The 16,022-nt window shown below is 56.5% G+C and carries 15 protein-coding genes; 8 read left to right on the plus strand and 7 right to left on the minus strand.

Translation table 11 applies throughout. The features are described from left to right. Nucleotides 1-14: 14 nt before the first annotated feature. Both HGT1_RS12740 and regB read right to left on the minus strand, forming a co-directional pair. On the minus strand, nucleotides 15-1,529 hold the full coding sequence (locus HGT1_RS12740) for a PAS-domain containing protein (protein WP_176250333.1): 1,515 nt from the start codon (nucleotides 1,527-1,529) through the stop codon (nucleotides 15-17). A 93-nt stretch (nucleotides 1,530-1,622) separates the two neighbouring features. Beyond that, entirely contained in the window at nucleotides 1,623-3,014 is a 1,392-nt protein-coding gene (gene regB / locus HGT1_RS12745; protein WP_176250334.1) for a sensor histidine kinase RegB, read from the minus strand. Between the two features lie 100 nt (nucleotides 3,015-3,114). Here regB and HGT1_RS12750 point away from each other — a divergent pair, with 100 nt between their 5' ends. After that, a complete protein-coding gene (locus tag HGT1_RS12750; RefSeq protein WP_176250335.1) occupies nucleotides 3,115-3,732 on the plus strand; it encodes an SCO family protein in 618 nt (205 codons plus the stop codon). A 78-nt stretch (nucleotides 3,733-3,810) separates the two neighbouring features. Next, nucleotides 3,811-4,365 carry an ActR/PrrA/RegA family redox response regulator transcription factor gene (locus tag HGT1_RS12755; RefSeq protein WP_176250336.1) on the plus strand — a complete coding sequence of 185 codons (555 nt, stop codon included), beginning with the start codon at nucleotides 3,811-3,813 and terminating at the stop codon, nucleotides 4,363-4,365. Between the two features lie 3 nt (nucleotides 4,366-4,368). On the opposite strand, the gene HGT1_RS12760 is transcribed toward HGT1_RS12755, so the two are convergent. Beyond that, a complete protein-coding gene (locus HGT1_RS12760) occupies nucleotides 4,369-4,854 on the minus strand; it encodes a GNAT family N-acetyltransferase (RefSeq protein ID WP_176250337.1) in 486 nt (161 codons plus the stop codon). Next, nucleotides 4,851-5,447, minus strand: a complete 597-nt coding sequence (locus HGT1_RS12765) for an HD domain-containing protein (protein WP_176250338.1) — start codon at nucleotides 5,445-5,447, stop codon at nucleotides 4,851-4,853. The genes HGT1_RS12760 and HGT1_RS12765 overlap by 4 nt, the downstream gene beginning before the upstream one ends. Before the next feature lie 208 nt (nucleotides 5,448-5,655). Here HGT1_RS12765 and ahcY point away from each other — a divergent pair, with 208 nt between their 5' ends. Then, on the plus strand, nucleotides 5,656-7,044 hold the full coding sequence (gene ahcY / locus HGT1_RS12770; protein ID WP_176250339.1) for an adenosylhomocysteinase: 1,389 nt from the start codon (nucleotides 5,656-5,658) through the stop codon (nucleotides 7,042-7,044). A 72-nt stretch (nucleotides 7,045-7,116) separates the two neighbouring features. Here ahcY and HGT1_RS12775 read toward each other — a convergent pair whose 3' ends face one another. Beyond that, nucleotides 7,117-7,839, minus strand: a complete 723-nt coding sequence (locus HGT1_RS12775; RefSeq protein ID WP_176250340.1) for an SDR family NAD(P)-dependent oxidoreductase — start codon at nucleotides 7,837-7,839, stop codon at nucleotides 7,117-7,119. 152 nt (nucleotides 7,840-7,991) lie between these two features. Here HGT1_RS12775 and HGT1_RS12780 point away from each other — a divergent pair, with 152 nt between their 5' ends. Continuing rightward, complete coding sequence (locus HGT1_RS12780; RefSeq protein WP_255200205.1) at nucleotides 7,992-9,098, plus strand: pyridoxal phosphate-dependent aminotransferase; 1,107 nt, start codon at nucleotides 7,992-7,994, stop codon at nucleotides 9,096-9,098. On the opposite strand, the gene HGT1_RS12785 is transcribed toward HGT1_RS12780, so the two are convergent. Then, nucleotides 9,095-10,147: an aminotransferase class V-fold PLP-dependent enzyme gene (locus tag HGT1_RS12785; RefSeq protein WP_255200194.1), complete on the minus strand. Its 1,053-nt coding sequence runs from the start codon at nucleotides 10,145-10,147 to the stop codon at nucleotides 9,095-9,097. The genes HGT1_RS12780 and HGT1_RS12785 overlap by 4 nt on opposite strands. A gap of 177 nt (nucleotides 10,148-10,324) precedes the next feature. Between HGT1_RS12785 and HGT1_RS12790 the strand changes: the two genes are divergently transcribed. Genes HGT1_RS12790 through HGT1_RS12805 form a run of 4 tightly spaced genes read left to right on the plus strand, consistent with a single transcriptional unit; the run spans nucleotide 10,325 to nucleotide 15,330 of the window. Further along, nucleotides 10,325-11,122, plus strand: coding sequence for a cyclase family protein (locus tag HGT1_RS12790; RefSeq protein WP_373028356.1), 798 nt, complete (start codon nucleotides 10,325-10,327; stop codon nucleotides 11,120-11,122). A gap of 59 nt (nucleotides 11,123-11,181) precedes the next feature. Beyond that, nucleotides 11,182-11,655: a MarR family winged helix-turn-helix transcriptional regulator gene (locus HGT1_RS12795; RefSeq protein WP_176250344.1), complete on the plus strand. Its 474-nt coding sequence runs from the start codon at nucleotides 11,182-11,184 to the stop codon at nucleotides 11,653-11,655. Between the two features lie 10 nt (nucleotides 11,656-11,665). After that, entirely contained in the window at nucleotides 11,666-13,801 is a 2,136-nt protein-coding gene (locus tag HGT1_RS12800; protein WP_176250345.1) for an indolepyruvate ferredoxin oxidoreductase subunit alpha, read from the plus strand. Further along, the gene (locus HGT1_RS12805; protein WP_176250346.1) at nucleotides 13,798-15,330 is read left to right on the plus strand and encodes an indolepyruvate oxidoreductase subunit beta family protein; all 1,533 of its coding nucleotides are present in this window, start codon (nucleotides 13,798-13,800) and stop codon (nucleotides 15,328-15,330) included. The genes HGT1_RS12800 and HGT1_RS12805 overlap by 4 nt, the downstream gene beginning before the upstream one ends. On the opposite strand, the gene HGT1_RS12810 is transcribed toward HGT1_RS12805, so the two are convergent. Next, nucleotides 15,304-15,996, minus strand: coding sequence for a DUF1045 domain-containing protein (locus HGT1_RS12810; RefSeq protein WP_176250347.1), 693 nt, complete (start codon nucleotides 15,994-15,996; stop codon nucleotides 15,304-15,306). The genes HGT1_RS12805 and HGT1_RS12810 overlap by 27 nt on opposite strands. Between the last annotated feature and the right edge of the window lie 26 nt (nucleotides 15,997-16,022).

Genomic DNA, 16,022 nt, shown 5'->3' on the forward strand with positions numbered 1-16,022 from the left:
GGTGAAAGCGGTGCTTAGCTGTCTTGCGGAAAGCCAAGGAAGGGCTTGAGGGGGACAACCACATCGGGGGGTTTGATAATGTGAAACCTGATAAGGGTCGCCCCTGAAACAATCGGAGAAATCATGCAGGTCATATGGGTGCCGTCTGTCAGATAGACTGGGATGCTCCAGCTTTTGCGGTCTGCGAAACTGCGCACGAAATTTTCAATTTCAAACCACATCGGATTCTCAGCGGCCTTTCGTTTCCAATCCTGGATCGCATCGTGGATCGTAATATCGGCAAAGCTGGTATTTGGGTCGACTTTCCAAAGATTTTGGTAGGCCGTGTTGGAAAATGTCAGAATGCCGGTGCCGGAAAATACCGCAATGCCATCGTCCAATGTGTCCAGCATGGATTGCCCCAGCTCAAGCTCGGCGCGGAAATTGCGGGTCAGGCTGACCTCGGCGCTGATGTCTTCGATCAGAAATGCGGTGGCCCCGTCGGGGTGCGGGCGCCCCTTTACGCGAAAGGTCTGGCCTGAATCCAGCGACCAGATGTCCTCGTACCTGCCATCATGGGCCGCGTTGACCAGTTCAGAGATTGCGGTGCGCCAATCGGCATAGTTCTTTGGTTCGGGCATTTTGCGGGTTTCGCGCAGACGGTCAAAGAAGGTTTGCAAGGCTGGTCTCGCGCTCAAAAACTCCGCCCGCAGACCGGTAAGATCGACCAGCGCAGGGTTGAACAGGGCAAGCTGACCGTTGCGATCAAAAATGGCGAGACCAATAGACAGTTGCGCAAATGTCTTGGTCAGGGTTTGCACGAAATTGCGTTGCGCTTCTTCGGCATGGACAAGGTTGCTGATGCAAATGGCCTGAAAGTTCAACATCCCGTCAACCTCGCGATATTGGACATCGAACCATTCTTTCTTGCCTGAAACGGTATCGCGCAGGGAAACGCGCTGGGATGATGCAGCGCTTTCGGGCGTAAACAGCGGCGTTTCCTCGACAGCTTCGTTCGGGAATATCCGCGCATGTAATTCTTCGTAGGCGGGGTTCCACCAAAGCACTGTGCCGTCTTTGGTTGCTTGCCACACGGGGACTGTCAAAGAGGCGGTCAATCCGTTGGATAAAATCCTGCTTTCAGAAGCTTCTGCATGCTGGTGATCCTCGTGGCAAAGAAACTGGACCCTGCTGAGGCCATTGTCCCAACTGATATGGATCTGCGTTGGCCCGTTCAGGTCAATTGCCTCAAGGGTCAGGCTGCCCGCACCTTCCAGTCTTGGCTGTTTTGGAAAAAGGGTAAAGCGGTCCAGTATTTTTTCGCGCAGATCGTCCCATTCGTGAAATCCGGCTTCGAGCGGTACAAGATTTCGGGTCCCTTCGGATGCGTACTGCAAAACCCCGTGATCAAAATGATAAACCTGATCGTCAGCGGCGGTTTTGTGATGTGGATTTTGGTGTTTTGTCGGGCTGTTGATCCAGCCAAGGGCAAGTCCGCCAGAAACAATGGCGAAACATATCATCAAAATGAAATCGATTGGATCGATCACGCGACATTCCTTGTGACTGTAGCGGAATGTTTGCGGTTCAAATGTTAACTAATGGTTAATTTTTGACCGACGTGAGGTTTGCCCGCGACGATCCTAGACAACGATGGGCATATTTTCGCCCTGCGGGATTTGGGTTTCTCCCCACACGGCATCAATCTTGCGACGGGGCCAAACGACCTCGACCACCGCGCCAAGCCTGCGCCGGTCTGCACGTGATGCGCGGTCTGATCCATTGGCAAAGCTCAGCTCAGCGCCCGACCGTTCCAGCAGGGTTTTCGCAATGAACAACCCCAAGCCCATCCCCTCGTATTCGGGACGCTCGGCCGAGGTCTGCTGTGACCTGCGTCTGCGCATCAACGGGTCACCGATCCGGCCCAAAAGATGCGGAGGAAAGCCCCTGCCATCATCGAAAATGCGGACTGAAACCTGGGTATCTGTCCAATTCGCTTCGACCCAGACTGTGCTATCGGCAAAATCGACGGCGTTTTGAATCAAATTGCGCAGACCGTGAATGATTTCGGGTTTGCGCAGGATAGAAGGTTGCTCTTGCGCCGGACCTGCGGTTTTCCCGAATGAAAACTCGATCGCTTTTCCACGGTCTTTGTGCGGTTCAGCGGCCTCTTCTATCACGGCGCTGAGCGGTGCCTGCCTCAGATGCAAATCGTCTTTTCCGGCGCGGCCCATGTCGCGCAAAATATCGCGGCACCGATCGGCCTGATCGCGGATCAACGCGGCATCTTCGGCAAGTTCGGGGTTGTCTTGCAATTCATCCAGCAGCTCTGCGCTGACCAGTTTGATCGTTGCCAGCGGGGTGCCCAGCTCGTGCGCGGCGGCGGCGACCACCCCGCCCAGATCGGTCAGCTTCTGTTCACGCGCCAGTGCCATCTGTGTGGCAACCAACGCGTCCGACATGGAATGGATTTCGGTCGTAACCCGACGGGAATAAGCGGTCGAAAACAGGATCGAGATGACAAGCGCGACCCAGTGGCCGAAAACAAAGATACCCGGGATCACCAACACCCCGTCAGTCTGGGTTTTCAGCGGCAAATGATACAGCGACAACAGGCTGACAAGAACGATTGCGGTGGTGCACAAAATCACCGTTGATCGCAGGCTAAGTGTCGTTGCTGAAATGGTGACCGGACCCAAAAGCAGCAAGCAGAACGGATTGTGCAGCCCGCCCGTCAGAAACAGTAAAAACGACAGTTGCAGCAGGTCGAACAGCACCATCGACAGGTTTTCACGCTCTGACAGGCGCTTGTTTTCGGGGAATACAAAGATCGCGACCAGGTTGCCCACAACGGACACACCAATAGCCAGATAGCAAAGCCCAAGCTCAAGCTGGAGGCCAAACAGCCGTTCTGCCACGGTTATCGCGGTTAACTGTCCGGCGATGGCAACCCACCGCAGCACGATCATTGTGCGCAGTCTGATCCAGTTCGCCCGGGTACGATCGCCCAAGGGTGTAATTGTGGCCTGCGTCATTGGCGCATCTTTTCAACTTGATACATTGCATAGATAGGACACAAGCGTAGGTCTGCTATACACAGTGATCAAGAGCCCCAATTGGCGCAGGAGAATGATGATGACGCGAATAATTGCAATATGTGCCGCCGTGGTGGCGCTCGGTTTCATGGCATTGACCCTTTATCTGGGCACTGGCGGGGATAGCGATGACAAATATGCGCAATGCAAGAACTCTGCCGTTGCAGGTGACAGTGATTTGGGCGGCCCGTTCGAACTGGTGAATTCAGCCGGTCAGACGGTGACCGATACGGATGTGATCACCGAACCAAGCCTGATCTATTTCGGCTATACGTTCTGCCCCGATGTCTGCCCGCTTGATGTTGCGCGCAATGCCACTGCCATTGATATTCTGGAAGAACGCGGCATGTCGGTCACGCCTGTCTTTATCTCGATCGACCCGGCACGCGATACGCCTGAAACCGTTGGCGAATTCGCCGATAACATGCACCCAAAGATGATCGGGCTTACCGGCTCGGCTGAACAGGTCGCAGCGGCAAGTGCAGCGTACCGCACGTATTACAAAGCCCATGAGGCCAAGGATGAGTTCTATCTCGTTGATCATTCGACCTTTAGCTATCTGGTGATGCCCGGCGAAGGATTTGTCGACTTTTTCCGGCGCGATGTGTCGCCTGACCAGATGGCAGACAAGATCGGCTGCTTCATCGAAAATCAGTAGAAAATTTGACCTGCACAAAGAAGCACTACATAGCTGTTTATGAATGTGACGACCAACCCGACAAGAGCGAGGCACAACATGGCTGAGACGCAGGCGCTTGATCTAGGCGATGATCGGACTTTGCTTTTGGTGGACGACGACGAACCGTTCTTGCGTCGTCTGGCCAAAGCCATGGAAAAACGCGGCTTCGAGGTGGAAACCGCAGGTTCCGTCGCCGGGGGTCGTGCCATCGCAACAGCCCGCCCCCCAGCTTATGCCGTGATTGATCTGCGGCTTGAGGACGGGAACGGTCTGGATGTTGTCGAAGTTCTGCGCGAGAAACGCCCTGACGCGCGGGTCGTTGTGCTAACCGGATATGGCGCGATTGCGACTGCGGTGGCTGCCGTGAAAATCGGCGCAACGGATTACCTGTCCAAACCGGCTGACGCCAATGACATCACCAATGCGCTGTTGGCGAATGGTGATGACCTGCCCCCGCCCCCCGAAAACCCGATGAGCGCGGACCGCGTGAAATGGGAACACATCCAGCGGGTCTATGAATTATGCGATCGCAACGTGTCTGAAACAGCACGGCGCCTGAACATGCACCGCCGGACATTGCAGCGCATTCTTGCGAAAAGAAGCCCGCGTTAGGATCTAAACGTCGTATCGTTTGCTGATCTTGTCGACGATCTGGCCAGACGCAAGTGACACCCCTTCGTCAAAATGCCAGTCGCGAAACCCGCGGCTTTGATAATAGGTCAGCCCGCCCGAATTATCGGCGCGGATTGTTGCGTTGATCCAGACATAGCCCAGCTGTTTTGCCGCCGCTGATGTGGCGCTAAACAACGCCGACCCGATGCCAAGACCGGTGCGCCCGACCTGCACAAATGTCGCGACATCGCAGGCCTCGGCTGGCAAATCGGGATGGGGGCTGATCCATTGAAAGCCGACGACCTTTTCATTCTCGTCCAAGGCAACATGCCACGCGCTTTGCTCCGTGTTTGACGCCATCCATTGTTTCAGATCACCCCCCGTGACAGGCCGGGTGATTGCGGTGGTGCCGCCAATCTCGATAATCTCGTTCAACAGTCGCGCCATATCGGGGGCATCCAGGGCAATGGGGGGTCTGACTTTGGTCATGATATCTCCTTGAGCAGGATCGCGTGACGGGCGGTGAAATCATTGCGGGTCTCGACCGGCGGGCGCAGCACGATTGCCAGATCTTCGATGATGCGGGTGTCGGGTTTGCCAAAAAACCGTGTTGCTTCGGTTTCTGAAAACCCTGCGATCTGGGTCGCTTCCATCCAGGCGCTGATTTTATCCGCTTTCTTTATCTGTTGTTTGACGGTCTTTGGTATCGCGGCAGGCAGCCCGAAACGAATGTGGATTGCGGCCGTTAACCGCTCATCCAGCGCACCGTAGCCGGGCCCGACGGCTGCCTTTACAGGTGAAATCATATCGCCGATCACATATTCCGGCGCATCATGCAGCAGTGCGGCCAGCTTCCATTTGGCGGGTGATTTCGGATTCAGACGCGCAAACAATGTTTCGACCAACAGCGAATGTTCAGCAACGGAATAGGCGTAATCCCCGTGGGTTTGACCATTCCAGCGGGCGACAAAAGCCAACCCGTGCGCGATATCTTCAATCTCGATATCGACGGGGGTGGGGTCAAGCAGGTCCAGCCTGCGGCCCGACAGCATGCGTTGCCATGCACGGGGTTGCTGCGCCATGATGATCCTCCGTCATTCGGTTTTGCCCTGTTCATCCCACGTAGCCCGCAATCATGGAACCGGAAATGCGCAGGGCGGCCCGGTTCCGAGCGCCGGAATGGTGCAAAATAGATCACTTGTTAATGCATCTTCCCATCAATCGTTGAGATTGCCGCTTTAAAGTGCTACGCGCGTGGCAAATATCCGATCTTTTGAAAAGGGATGCCAAATGGCCAACGATTATATCGTTAAAGACATTAACCTTGCTGCATATGGCCGCAAGGAACTTGATATTGCTGAAACAGAAATGCCGGGCCTGATGGCGCTGCGCGAGGAATACGGGACGAAGAAGCCGCTGAAAGGCGCGCGCATCGTTGGATCCCTGCACATGACGATCCAGACCGCTGTTCTGATCGAAACGCTGGTTGAGCTTGGTGCCGACGTCCGCTGGGCATCGTGCAACATCTTCTCGACCCAAGACCACGCTGCTGCGGCGATTGCTGCCGGTGGTACGCCTGTATTCGCGATCAAAGGCCAGTCGCTGGAAGAGCATTGGGATTACCTTGATAAATCCTTTATGTTCCCCGAAGGCCCGAACCTGATTCTGGACGATGGCGGCGATGCGACACTGTACATCCTGCTGGGTGCCCGTGCCGAAGCCGGTGAAGACGTGATTGCAGTGCCGCAATCCGAAGAAGAAGTCGCGATCAAGGCGCAGATCAAAAAGCGTATGGAAGCAAGCCCCGGCTGGTTCACCAAAATGCGCGACCAGATCAAAGGCGTTTCCGAGGAAACAACAACCGGCGTTCACCGCCTGTACGAACTGGTCAAGCAAGGCCAGCTGCCCTTCCCTGCGATCAACGTGAACGACAGCGTCACCAAGTCCAAGTTCGACAACAAATACGGCTGTAAGGAATCGCTGGTCGACGGCATCCGCCGCGCCACCGACACCATGATGGCCGGTAAAGTTGCCGTCGTCATGGGCTACGGTGATGTTGGTAAAGGGTCGGCTGCGTCCCTTGCTGGTGCCGGTGCCCGCGTAAAAGTCACCGAAGTTGATCCGATCTGCGCGTTGCAAGCCGCGATGGACGGTTTCGAAGTTGTGCTGCTGGAAGACGTACTGGCAACTGCCGACATCTTTATCACCACCACAGGCAACAAAGACGTGATCCGCATCGAGCATATGCGTGAGATGAAGGACATGGCGATCGTTGGTAACATCGGCCACTTTGACAATGAAATCCAGGTTGCTGCGTTGAAGAACCACAAATGGACCAACATCAAAGAACAGGTCGACATGATCGAGATGCCTTCGGGCAACCGTCTGATCCTGCTGTCCGAGGGTCGTTTGCTGAACCTTGGTAACGCGACTGGCCACCCGTCTTTCGTGATGTCCGCGTCCTTTACCAACCAGGTTTTGGCACAGATCGAACTGTGGGAAAACACCGGCAAATATACAAACGACGTATATATCCTGCCCAAGCATCTGGATGAAAAGGTTGCGCGTCTGCACCTTGCACGGATCGGCGTTAAACTGACCCAGTTGAGCAACGAACAAGCGGCCTATATCGGCGTATCCGCTGATGGCCCGTTCAAGCCAGAGCATTATCGCTACTAAGCGGGGTGTGGGGTTAACCCCACCCTACGATCACATCAACGCCGCCTTGCAGAAATGCGAGGCGGCGTTTTTTTATCTGACATCACGCCCCTGGTTCAGGATGATCACATTCCCGCTGGAAACATCCCCCGCAGGCGAGATCAGAAACCCGACCCATGCCGCAATCTCTGACGGCTGCATCGCACGGCCATGGGGCATTTGCGCGATGGCTTTTTCCAGCACTTCCTTGCTGACCACACCGAACAGGGGCGTTTCTGTCATCGCGGGTGCAATCGAATTCACGGCGATCTTGTCGGTGGCGTAGCGCCGCGCCAGATCCTTGGTCAGTGTGTCCAATGCCGCTTTTGAGGCGCGATAATGGGGCGGGTCAAAGGCGTCGAAATTATACGCCCCGTTGGAACTGATGTTGACGATTTTTCGCACGCCATCGCGCCCGGCCATCAGCTTGATCGCGGCCTGACAGCAGTGGAACGCACCGGAAAAGTTCAGCGCCATCTGCCTTTCGAATTCGCCCACAGGAATGTTGGGGAATTCAGACATGAAACAGGTGCCTGCGTTGTTGACCAGCGCATCGACACCCTTGTGATTGGCCTCAATCTGCTTGAACGCCTTTTTGATCTCTTTCGGGTCGGTCAGATCGATGGAGATACCTTCGAAACCGTCCGACAGCATGTCAGCCAGCCCGATTGCGTCGATATCCAAGCCGATGACATGAAAACTGTCAGCCCTAAGCCTGTCTACAATCGCCCGCCCCATGCCGCCTGCGGCCCCTGTAACCACTGCAATCTTCTTCATCTCAGTCCCCCACGCCATTTGCGGTTGGCATTTTCATCAAACCCGCGTTATCCAAAATAGATGTAAACGCATGTATTTTTCCATGCAAGGAGAGCCAGATGCCCATTCGACCCGCTCGCAGAATTACCGATACCAGCCCAAAGAACTTTGGAATGTTTGCCAAGGCGGTCGGGAGGACAGGCGATTTGATCCATCTGGAGCTTGGCATGCCAGCGGAAGATACCCCCCAACACATCAAGGACGCAACGATTGCTGCCTTGCAACGGGGGGCGGTGCATTATTCCGATCTGCAAGGCCTGCCGGAACTGCGCAGCGCCTTGGCGGATAAGCTGCGCCGCCAGAACAAGCTGGACGTGACAGCCGATAATGTGCTGATCACCAACGGTCTGACCCAAGGGTCATTTGCTGCCTTCATGGCGTTTCTGGATCACGGCGACGAGGCACTGTTGCTGGCCCCCTATTATCCGCAACATATCGGCAAAGCCGAGCTGGCAGGTGCCAAGGTCACCATCGCGCCCTTGGATGCTGAAAACGGGTTTTCCATCAATCGCGCCTTGATAGAGCCACATATCACCTCGGCGACCCGCGCGATTGCCTTGATCAACCCCTGCAACCCGACAGGCCGCGTCTATACCCGTGATGAACTGCAAGTCATCGCCGATCTTGCACAGGAACACGATCTATTGGTGATCTCGGACGAGGTGTATGAAGAGATCACCTATGACGCGACGCATATTTCCATTGCGTCCTTGCCCGGCATGAAGGCGCGCACGATCTCGATGTTTGCCTTTACCAAAGCCTATGCGATGGACGGTTGGCGCTTGGGCTATGTTGTCGCCGATAGCGATTTGATGGGACCGTTGATGAAGATCACGACCAACGAAGTGACCCATGTGAACACGTTCATTCAGCACGGTGCCCTTGCGGCGGTCACGGGCGACCCGTCCATTTTGGCGGGCATGGTCGCACGGGATCGCACGCGGCGCGATCTGGTGATCGGGCGGCTGAACCAGATGCCCGGTGTGACCTGCGCCACGGTCGAAGGGACGATTTACGCCTTTCCGGATATTACGGCGACCGGATTGACGGCGCAGAATTGTGCGGACCGCCTGCTGGAGGAAACCGGTGTGGTGGTCGAGGCAGGCAGCTTTTACGGTGACGCAGGCGAGGGGCATTTGCGTGTGTGTTTCGGGTGCGCTGAAATTGACGTGCTGACCGATGCGATGGACAGGATGCAACGGTTCTTTAACGGTCTTTAGATCAGTGTTTTCAACGCGATAAACAGGTTTGAAACATGCGCCGCTGTGGTGACTGCACCCGGTGACAACCGTAAAATCCGGCCACGGCAATCAACGTGAATATGTTGATCCCGCAATTGGCCAACCAGCGCCTGCGCATCAACGGCGGGCGGCAATTGCACCATGATGGACCCGCCCCGCTTTTCAGGGTCTCGCGGGGTCGCAATGGTCAGCCCAGCATCGTCTGCGGCAGCGATAATCAGATCGGTCAATGCGCGGTTCTGGCCCGGCAAGTCAGGTTGCGCCGCGTGCCAGCGCAGGGCAGGAATAGACCCTAAACAGGCCAAAACAGATGGTGTCCCATGGTCAAAACGCCGTGCATCGGGCGCATAATCAAACGCATCCAGATCCCACGAAAACGGATTGTCCTGCGAAAACCACCCCCGCAATTCGGGCGTCACGTCGTCGATCAATTCCTTGCGCATCTGGATAATGCCCGCACCCGGTGTGCCGCACAGCCATTTCAAACTGGTCGAGATCACGAAATCGGCGGGATAGTCGTTTAACGAAAACGGGATGATCCCGATTCCTTGGGTCAGATCGACCCCGATCAGCGAGCCCATTTCACGCCCGTGGGCGATCAGCCGTTGCAAATCGCAGCGGTGCGAGCTGGTCGAGGTGACAAAAGTCAAAAGCGCGAGGCCGACATCGCTGCCCCAAGCGTCAAGCAGATCATCATCATTTACCCAAAATGCACCATCGCGTATCGGCACGGTGTGCAAGGTGAACCCCATCCGATCTGCCAAGCCGTTCAGCAGGAAATGCAGCGAAGGAAAGCAATCTGCCGCGATCAACACCCGTTTGCCGCGCAATTGTCCCTTGGGCAGCCCGCCAAGGATCGAAAACAACGCGGTTGTCACATTCTCGGCGCTGGTCAGGGTGTCAGCCGGTGCGTCGATCAGATCACGCCAAAGGGTCAGAAACTTTTGGCGTTTGCCCAAAACAGTGGGCCACTGCGCATCATCCGGCTGACCCCAGCCAGTTGAAAACGCGGCCAGGGCGGCTGCCATATCCTGTGCTTTGCCGGGATATTGACCAATGGAATGGTAAAGAAAGTAAGCAGGATCAGGCATAAGCCCCTCGTTTTAATGTAGAACCCAGATGGCATGTGAATTTAGTTGCAAACGCATATAACGCTACGTAGCATCTTATATCAACAACAGTGCAGCCACACAGTCAGGGGAGAAATGAATATGAGCGGCGCAGATAGTCTGACGAACCTTGCGATGATGTTGGCGACAGGGGCTGTCGAAGTGATCGACTGCTCTGGCAGCCTTGGCCCCGATACGCCGATTTTGCAACTGCCCGAAGATTTTGCCAAAAACACCCCGAAAATCGAGATCCACAAAATCAGCGAATACGACAGCGACGGCCCGTTTTTCGCGTGGAACTGGCTGAAACTCGGCGAACATTCCGGCACCCATTTTGATGCGCCGCACCATTGGATCACGGGCAAGGATTACGAAGACGGCTATACCGATACGCTGGATGTGCAGCGCCTTGTGGCACCCGTCAACGTGATCGACTGCGCGGCACAATCTGCCCAGAACGAAGATTTCCTTTTGACTGCGGATGGCGTTAAAGCCTGGGAAGCCGAACATGGCGCGATCGGCAAGGGTGAATGGGTCGTGATGCGCACGGATTGGGACAAACGCGCTGATGATGCGGCAAAGTTCCTGAACGCTGACGACACAGGCCCGCACAGCCCCGGCCCGACCCCCGACTGTATCGAATACCTATTGTCCAAAGGGATCGTTGGATGGGGCACGCAATGTATCGGCACCGACGCCGGCCAAGCCGGAGGAATGGAGCCGCCATACCCCGCCCATAACCTGCTGCACCGTGACAATTGCTTTGGCCTCGCCTCCCTTGCACATCTCGACAAACTGCCTGCAAAGGGGGCCATTCTGATTGCCGCGCCTCTCAAGATCGAACGGGGCACCGGCAGCCCGATCCGCGCCCTTGCCTTGATCCCCAAAGCTTGAGATTTAACACCCCACTTTCGGCCCTAACCTGGGGTCGGCTATTGGAAGGGACCTTTCGGATGACTGGCAAGGAAATTGCTGAAATAGACTCCTTGGGCGATATGGGGCTGGACGGCTTTGCCCCCTATCTGATGAACAGGATCATGGGGCGCTACAACGCTGCCTTGCAGGAAGAAATGTCCAAGCTGGGTCTGACGACGCCCCAGATGCGGTCCCTTGCCGTGCTGTCTGTGCGCGACGGGATCCTGATCCGCGAACTTGCGGTTTATGCCGTTGTTCAGCAATCAACCCTTAGCCGGGGCTTGGATACATTGGCGCAAAACGGTTTGGTTCTGCGTCAGCCTGACCCCGACGACAGCCGTGCCACCCGCATCTTTCTGACCGATGCCGGCCGAGAGGCATTTAGGCGTCTATGGCCACATATGTCTGATGCATATCACGCGATGTTTGTGGGCATTGAGGGTGACGAAAAACAGGCGTTCATCGGCACATTGCAAAAAGTGCTGAAAAACATTCGTAAACACGATTTCTGAAAGGGCTCAGATGGCCGAACGTTCCTTCAAAAAAGAGGTAGAGCATCTGCGCAAGGGCGACGGAGACGTATTTACCGGAGAAGGGATATTGGCCCTGACCAAAGCGCTGTTGGAAAACGGCGTTGGCTATGTTGGCGGCTATCAGGGTGCGCCGATCAGCCATTTGATGGACGTGCTGGCCGATGCCCAGGACGTGCTGGGCGAACTTGGCGTCAGGTTCGAGGCAAACGCAAGCGAAGGGGCAGCCGCTGCGATGTTGGCGGCGTCTGTCCACTATCCGATCCGTGGTGCCGTGACGTTCAAAGGGCCGGTTGGCGTAAATGTGGCGTCGGATGCGCTGGCGAACCTCAGTTCATCCGGTGTGACGGGCGGCGCTTTGGTGATCGTGGGCGAAGATTACGGCGAAGGGTCGTCGATCATGCAAGAGCGATCCCACGCCTTTGCCATGAAATCGCAATTCTGGATGCTGGACCCGCGCCCGAACCTGCCCAGCATTACCAAAGCGGTGAAAGATGGCTTTGAACTGTCCGAGGCCAGCAATACCCCTGTGATGTTGATGGTACGGATCAGATCGTGCCACGTTACAGGCAGCTTTGAAACCCGCGATAACGTGCCGCCGCCGTTGACGGTGCGCGATGCCCTGTCTGCCCCGCGCAGTGATTTCGCCCGCGTGGTTCTTCCTCCGATGAGCTATCTTCACGAACAGGACAAAGTTCAAAACCGCTGGCCTGCGGCGGAAAAATTCATCATCGACAACAAGCTGAATGAAATCATCGGCCCCAACCGCGCCCCTTTGGGGATCGTTGTTCAGGGGGGCATGTATAACGGCGTGGTGCGGGCGCTTCAGCGGTTGGGGCTGGCAGATATCTATGGCAACAGCGACGTGCCGCTTTATGTTCTGAACGTCACATATCCCTTGGTTAGGGACGAATTTAACCGGTTTTGCGAGGGCAAGGATCATGTGCTGGTTGTCGAGGAAGGTCAGCCTGAGTTTATCGAGCAGCAGCTTGGCAGTTTTCTGTACAAAGCGCGCAGCTCGGTCGAATTGCATGGCAAAGACATGCTGCCGATGGCTGGTGAATATACCGGGCAGGTAATGCTGGACGGTGTGACCGCATTTCTAAAGGCCGCCGCGCCTGAAATGTTGCCGGGTGCCGTTCGTGCCCCAAATGCAAAGGCCCCGCAGATACCGGACCTGTCCAAAACCGTGCCGATCCGGCCACCGGGGTTCTGTACGGGTTGCCCCGAACGCCCGATTTTCGCTGCGTTGAAGCTGACGGAACAGGAACTTGGCAAGCATCAGATCAGTGGCGACATTGGCTGCCATCTATTTGCCGCCTTGCCTCCGTTTGAAATTGGCGGTTCGACGATGGGCTATGGGTTGGGGCCTGCGTCAAACGCCGCTTTTGATGGCGGTGGCGAACGGCGGGCGATCTCTATCCTTGGGGATGGCGGGTTCTGGCATAACGGGCTCAGTTCCTCGATCGGGAACATGGTGTTCAACAAATCAGACACGGTCGCGGTGATTGTCGACAACTATTATTCCGCCGCAACGGGCGGGCAGGACGTGCTGTCCAGCCGCGCAATAAACGACACTAAATCGACGAATAATCCGATTTCAGCAGCGTTAAAGGGGGTTGGTGTCGAATGGGTGCGCCAGATCGACCGCACCTATGACGTTGGCAAAGTCCGCGAGGTTCTGCGCGAAGCATTAACGACCGATTACGCCGGACCAAAGGTGATCGTGGCATCGTCGGAATGTATGTTGAACAAACAGCGCCGCGAAAAGCCGCTGCGCAATCAAGCGATACAGGATGGCCGCCGCGTTGATATCCCGCGCTTTGGCGTGGACCCTGATATTTGCACGGGCGATCACGCGTGTATCCGGCTGTCGGGCTGCCCGTCGCTGTCGTTAAAGAAGCTTGATGACCCGCTGCGCGACGACCCTGTGGCGCATATTGACCAGACCTGCGTTGGCTGCGGCAATTGCGGCGAAGTCGCGGACGAGGCGATCCTGTGTCCGTCATTCTATCAGGCGGATGTGGTGCATAACCCGACCGGTTTTGAGGCATGGCGGGCAAGACAACGCATCAAGATTATCGGCTGGCTGCAAAACCGCCGTGCTGCCAAACGGTTGGCCCTATGAACGCGCTGTTTCCGGAAAAGCCCCAAGATGCGGGCCTTGCCAAGATCACCAAGCTGGCGGTGATGGCTGTTGGCGGGCAGGGCGGCGGCGTTCTGACGAGCTGGATCGAGGCATTGGCCCGTGCGCAGGGCTATGATGTGCAGGCCACCAGCGTTGCAGGTGTGGCGCAACGCACCGGGGCTACGATTTATTACATCGAAATGATCCCCAGAACCGATCAGCTGCCGGTCTTTGCCCTGGCTCCGTCCGCCGGCGATGTTGATATTCTGATCGCAGCCGAGATGATGGAGGTCGGGCGCGCCGTCTTGCGGGGGTTCGTGACCCCGGATCGCACCGTGTTGATCGGATCAACCCACCGGGCGCTTGCCGTGTCTGAAAAGACGGTGCCGGGTGACGGTATTGCAGATGCCGACGAAGTCCGCGCCGCCGCTGAAATCGCTGCGCAGAGACTGATATTGGCCAATATGGAGCAATTGGCCGTCGATCAGGGCTCGGTTATTTCGGCGAGCCTGTTTGGTGCCCTTGCCGGGTCCGGCGCTTTGCCATTTCCGCGCGAGGCGTTCGAGGACGCGATCCGCAAAAGCGGCAAGGGAGTCGATGCCAGTTTGCGCGCCTTCAAAGCGGGCTTCGATGCGGCGCAGCATCGCGAAACGGTGGACGTGCAGAAACCGGAACCCGAACAGAAGATCACCGGACCCCAAGGGGTGTTGGACGAATGGAACGCGCTGGTCGACCGCATCAACGCAATGCCGCCAACCGTTCAGCAGATGGCTACGGCGGGCCTGCGAAAGGTCGTCGATTTTCAGGATTGCGGCTATGGCGCGACCTATCTGGATCGGCTCAACGCGATGATCGCCCGTGACAGCGCCGCGCAAGATTGGCTGCTTAGCGTGACAGCCGCGAAATATATCGCCAACGCGATGGCCTATGACGACATGATCCGCGTTGCCGACATCAAGACGCGAAGCCCCAGATTCGACCGCATCCGCAACGAAATGGGCGCGAAACTCGATCAGGTCATGCAATTGACCGAATATTTCCACCCAAGGGCAGAGGAAATTGCCGGGCTTTTGCCCGCAAGGCTTGGCGCGTGGATCGAAGGAAAGCCAAAGGCGATGGCGCGGCTGGATCGGTGGTTTGGCATGGGGCGGCGGTTGCGCACAGACAGTCTGCCTGCCTTTGTGATGCTGCATCTTCTGGGCGGGCTGAAATCCTACCGCCTGAAAACCCGCCGCCATGCGGTCGAGGTTGCGCATCTTGAGGCGTGGCTTGACCGCAGTCTTGCGCCACTTACCAATGATTACGAGCTTTGCGTTGAACTGCTGCGGTGCAGGCGTCTGGTGAAAGGGTATTCCGACACCCATGCGCGGGGATTGGCGAAATTTGACAGCGTCATGAACGCCGCCGACATGTTGAAGGGGCGCGAAGATGCGTCCGATTGGGTTGCCCGCCTGCGCGAAGCCGCCTTGCAAGACCCCGACGGAAAGGCGCTTTCCGGCGCGTTAGAGACTGTTCGGAGCTTTGTTTAACGCAAACCGCGCGATTTGTTGAAAACAACCATCCGTTCGTTCTGCACACAGGGAAAGGCCGTCGATTTTCAATGGCGCGGGGATCGTTGGGCAAAGGTAGCCATCCAGAAAGTCGATTACGCGGTCTTTAACATCGTCGGGGATCGGCCCGGTCAGTGTGATGTGAAACTGAAAGAATTCTTCGACCCCGGCATAGCCCCATTGGCGCAACAGCTGTCGCTGGCGATCAGACATGTTGCGTCGGTTCTTGCGGTCAAATTCGGCGGTGGTGATCGGTGCGCGAAACCGGTCCAGCGAACGCACCACTGCGGCGGCCAGCGTGTTCAGCTGCGACACATCCCCTTTGGGGGTCAGAGCCAAAAATCGGCCAATCTGGGTCAGGTGCAGCCCTTCAATCGACAGTTCTTGATGCGAGGTACAAAAATCCCCTAACGCCTCCGTCAAATCCTGCTCGGTCACGGCGGCGGCTAGGGTAAACGGGGCCTTTATCGTGGCGTGCAGCCCGTATTTGCGCGGCCTGTCTGTTATCGCGGCAACGTCGATACCATCGATATGTGGCTGCGCAACGGCGCAGCCTTTGGCCAAATCCCACCCCAGCCAGGCGGCACCCGATTGGGCAAACCGGCCTGACTGCGGCGTGAAATAGATGGCGTAGCGTTTGAACATGGGTTCAGCTACTCCGACGCGGGCTA

It is taken from the genome of Sulfitobacter sp. HGT1 (assembly GCF_013282155.1).
Classification (GTDB): domain Bacteria; phylum Pseudomonadota; class Alphaproteobacteria; order Rhodobacterales; family Rhodobacteraceae; genus Sulfitobacter.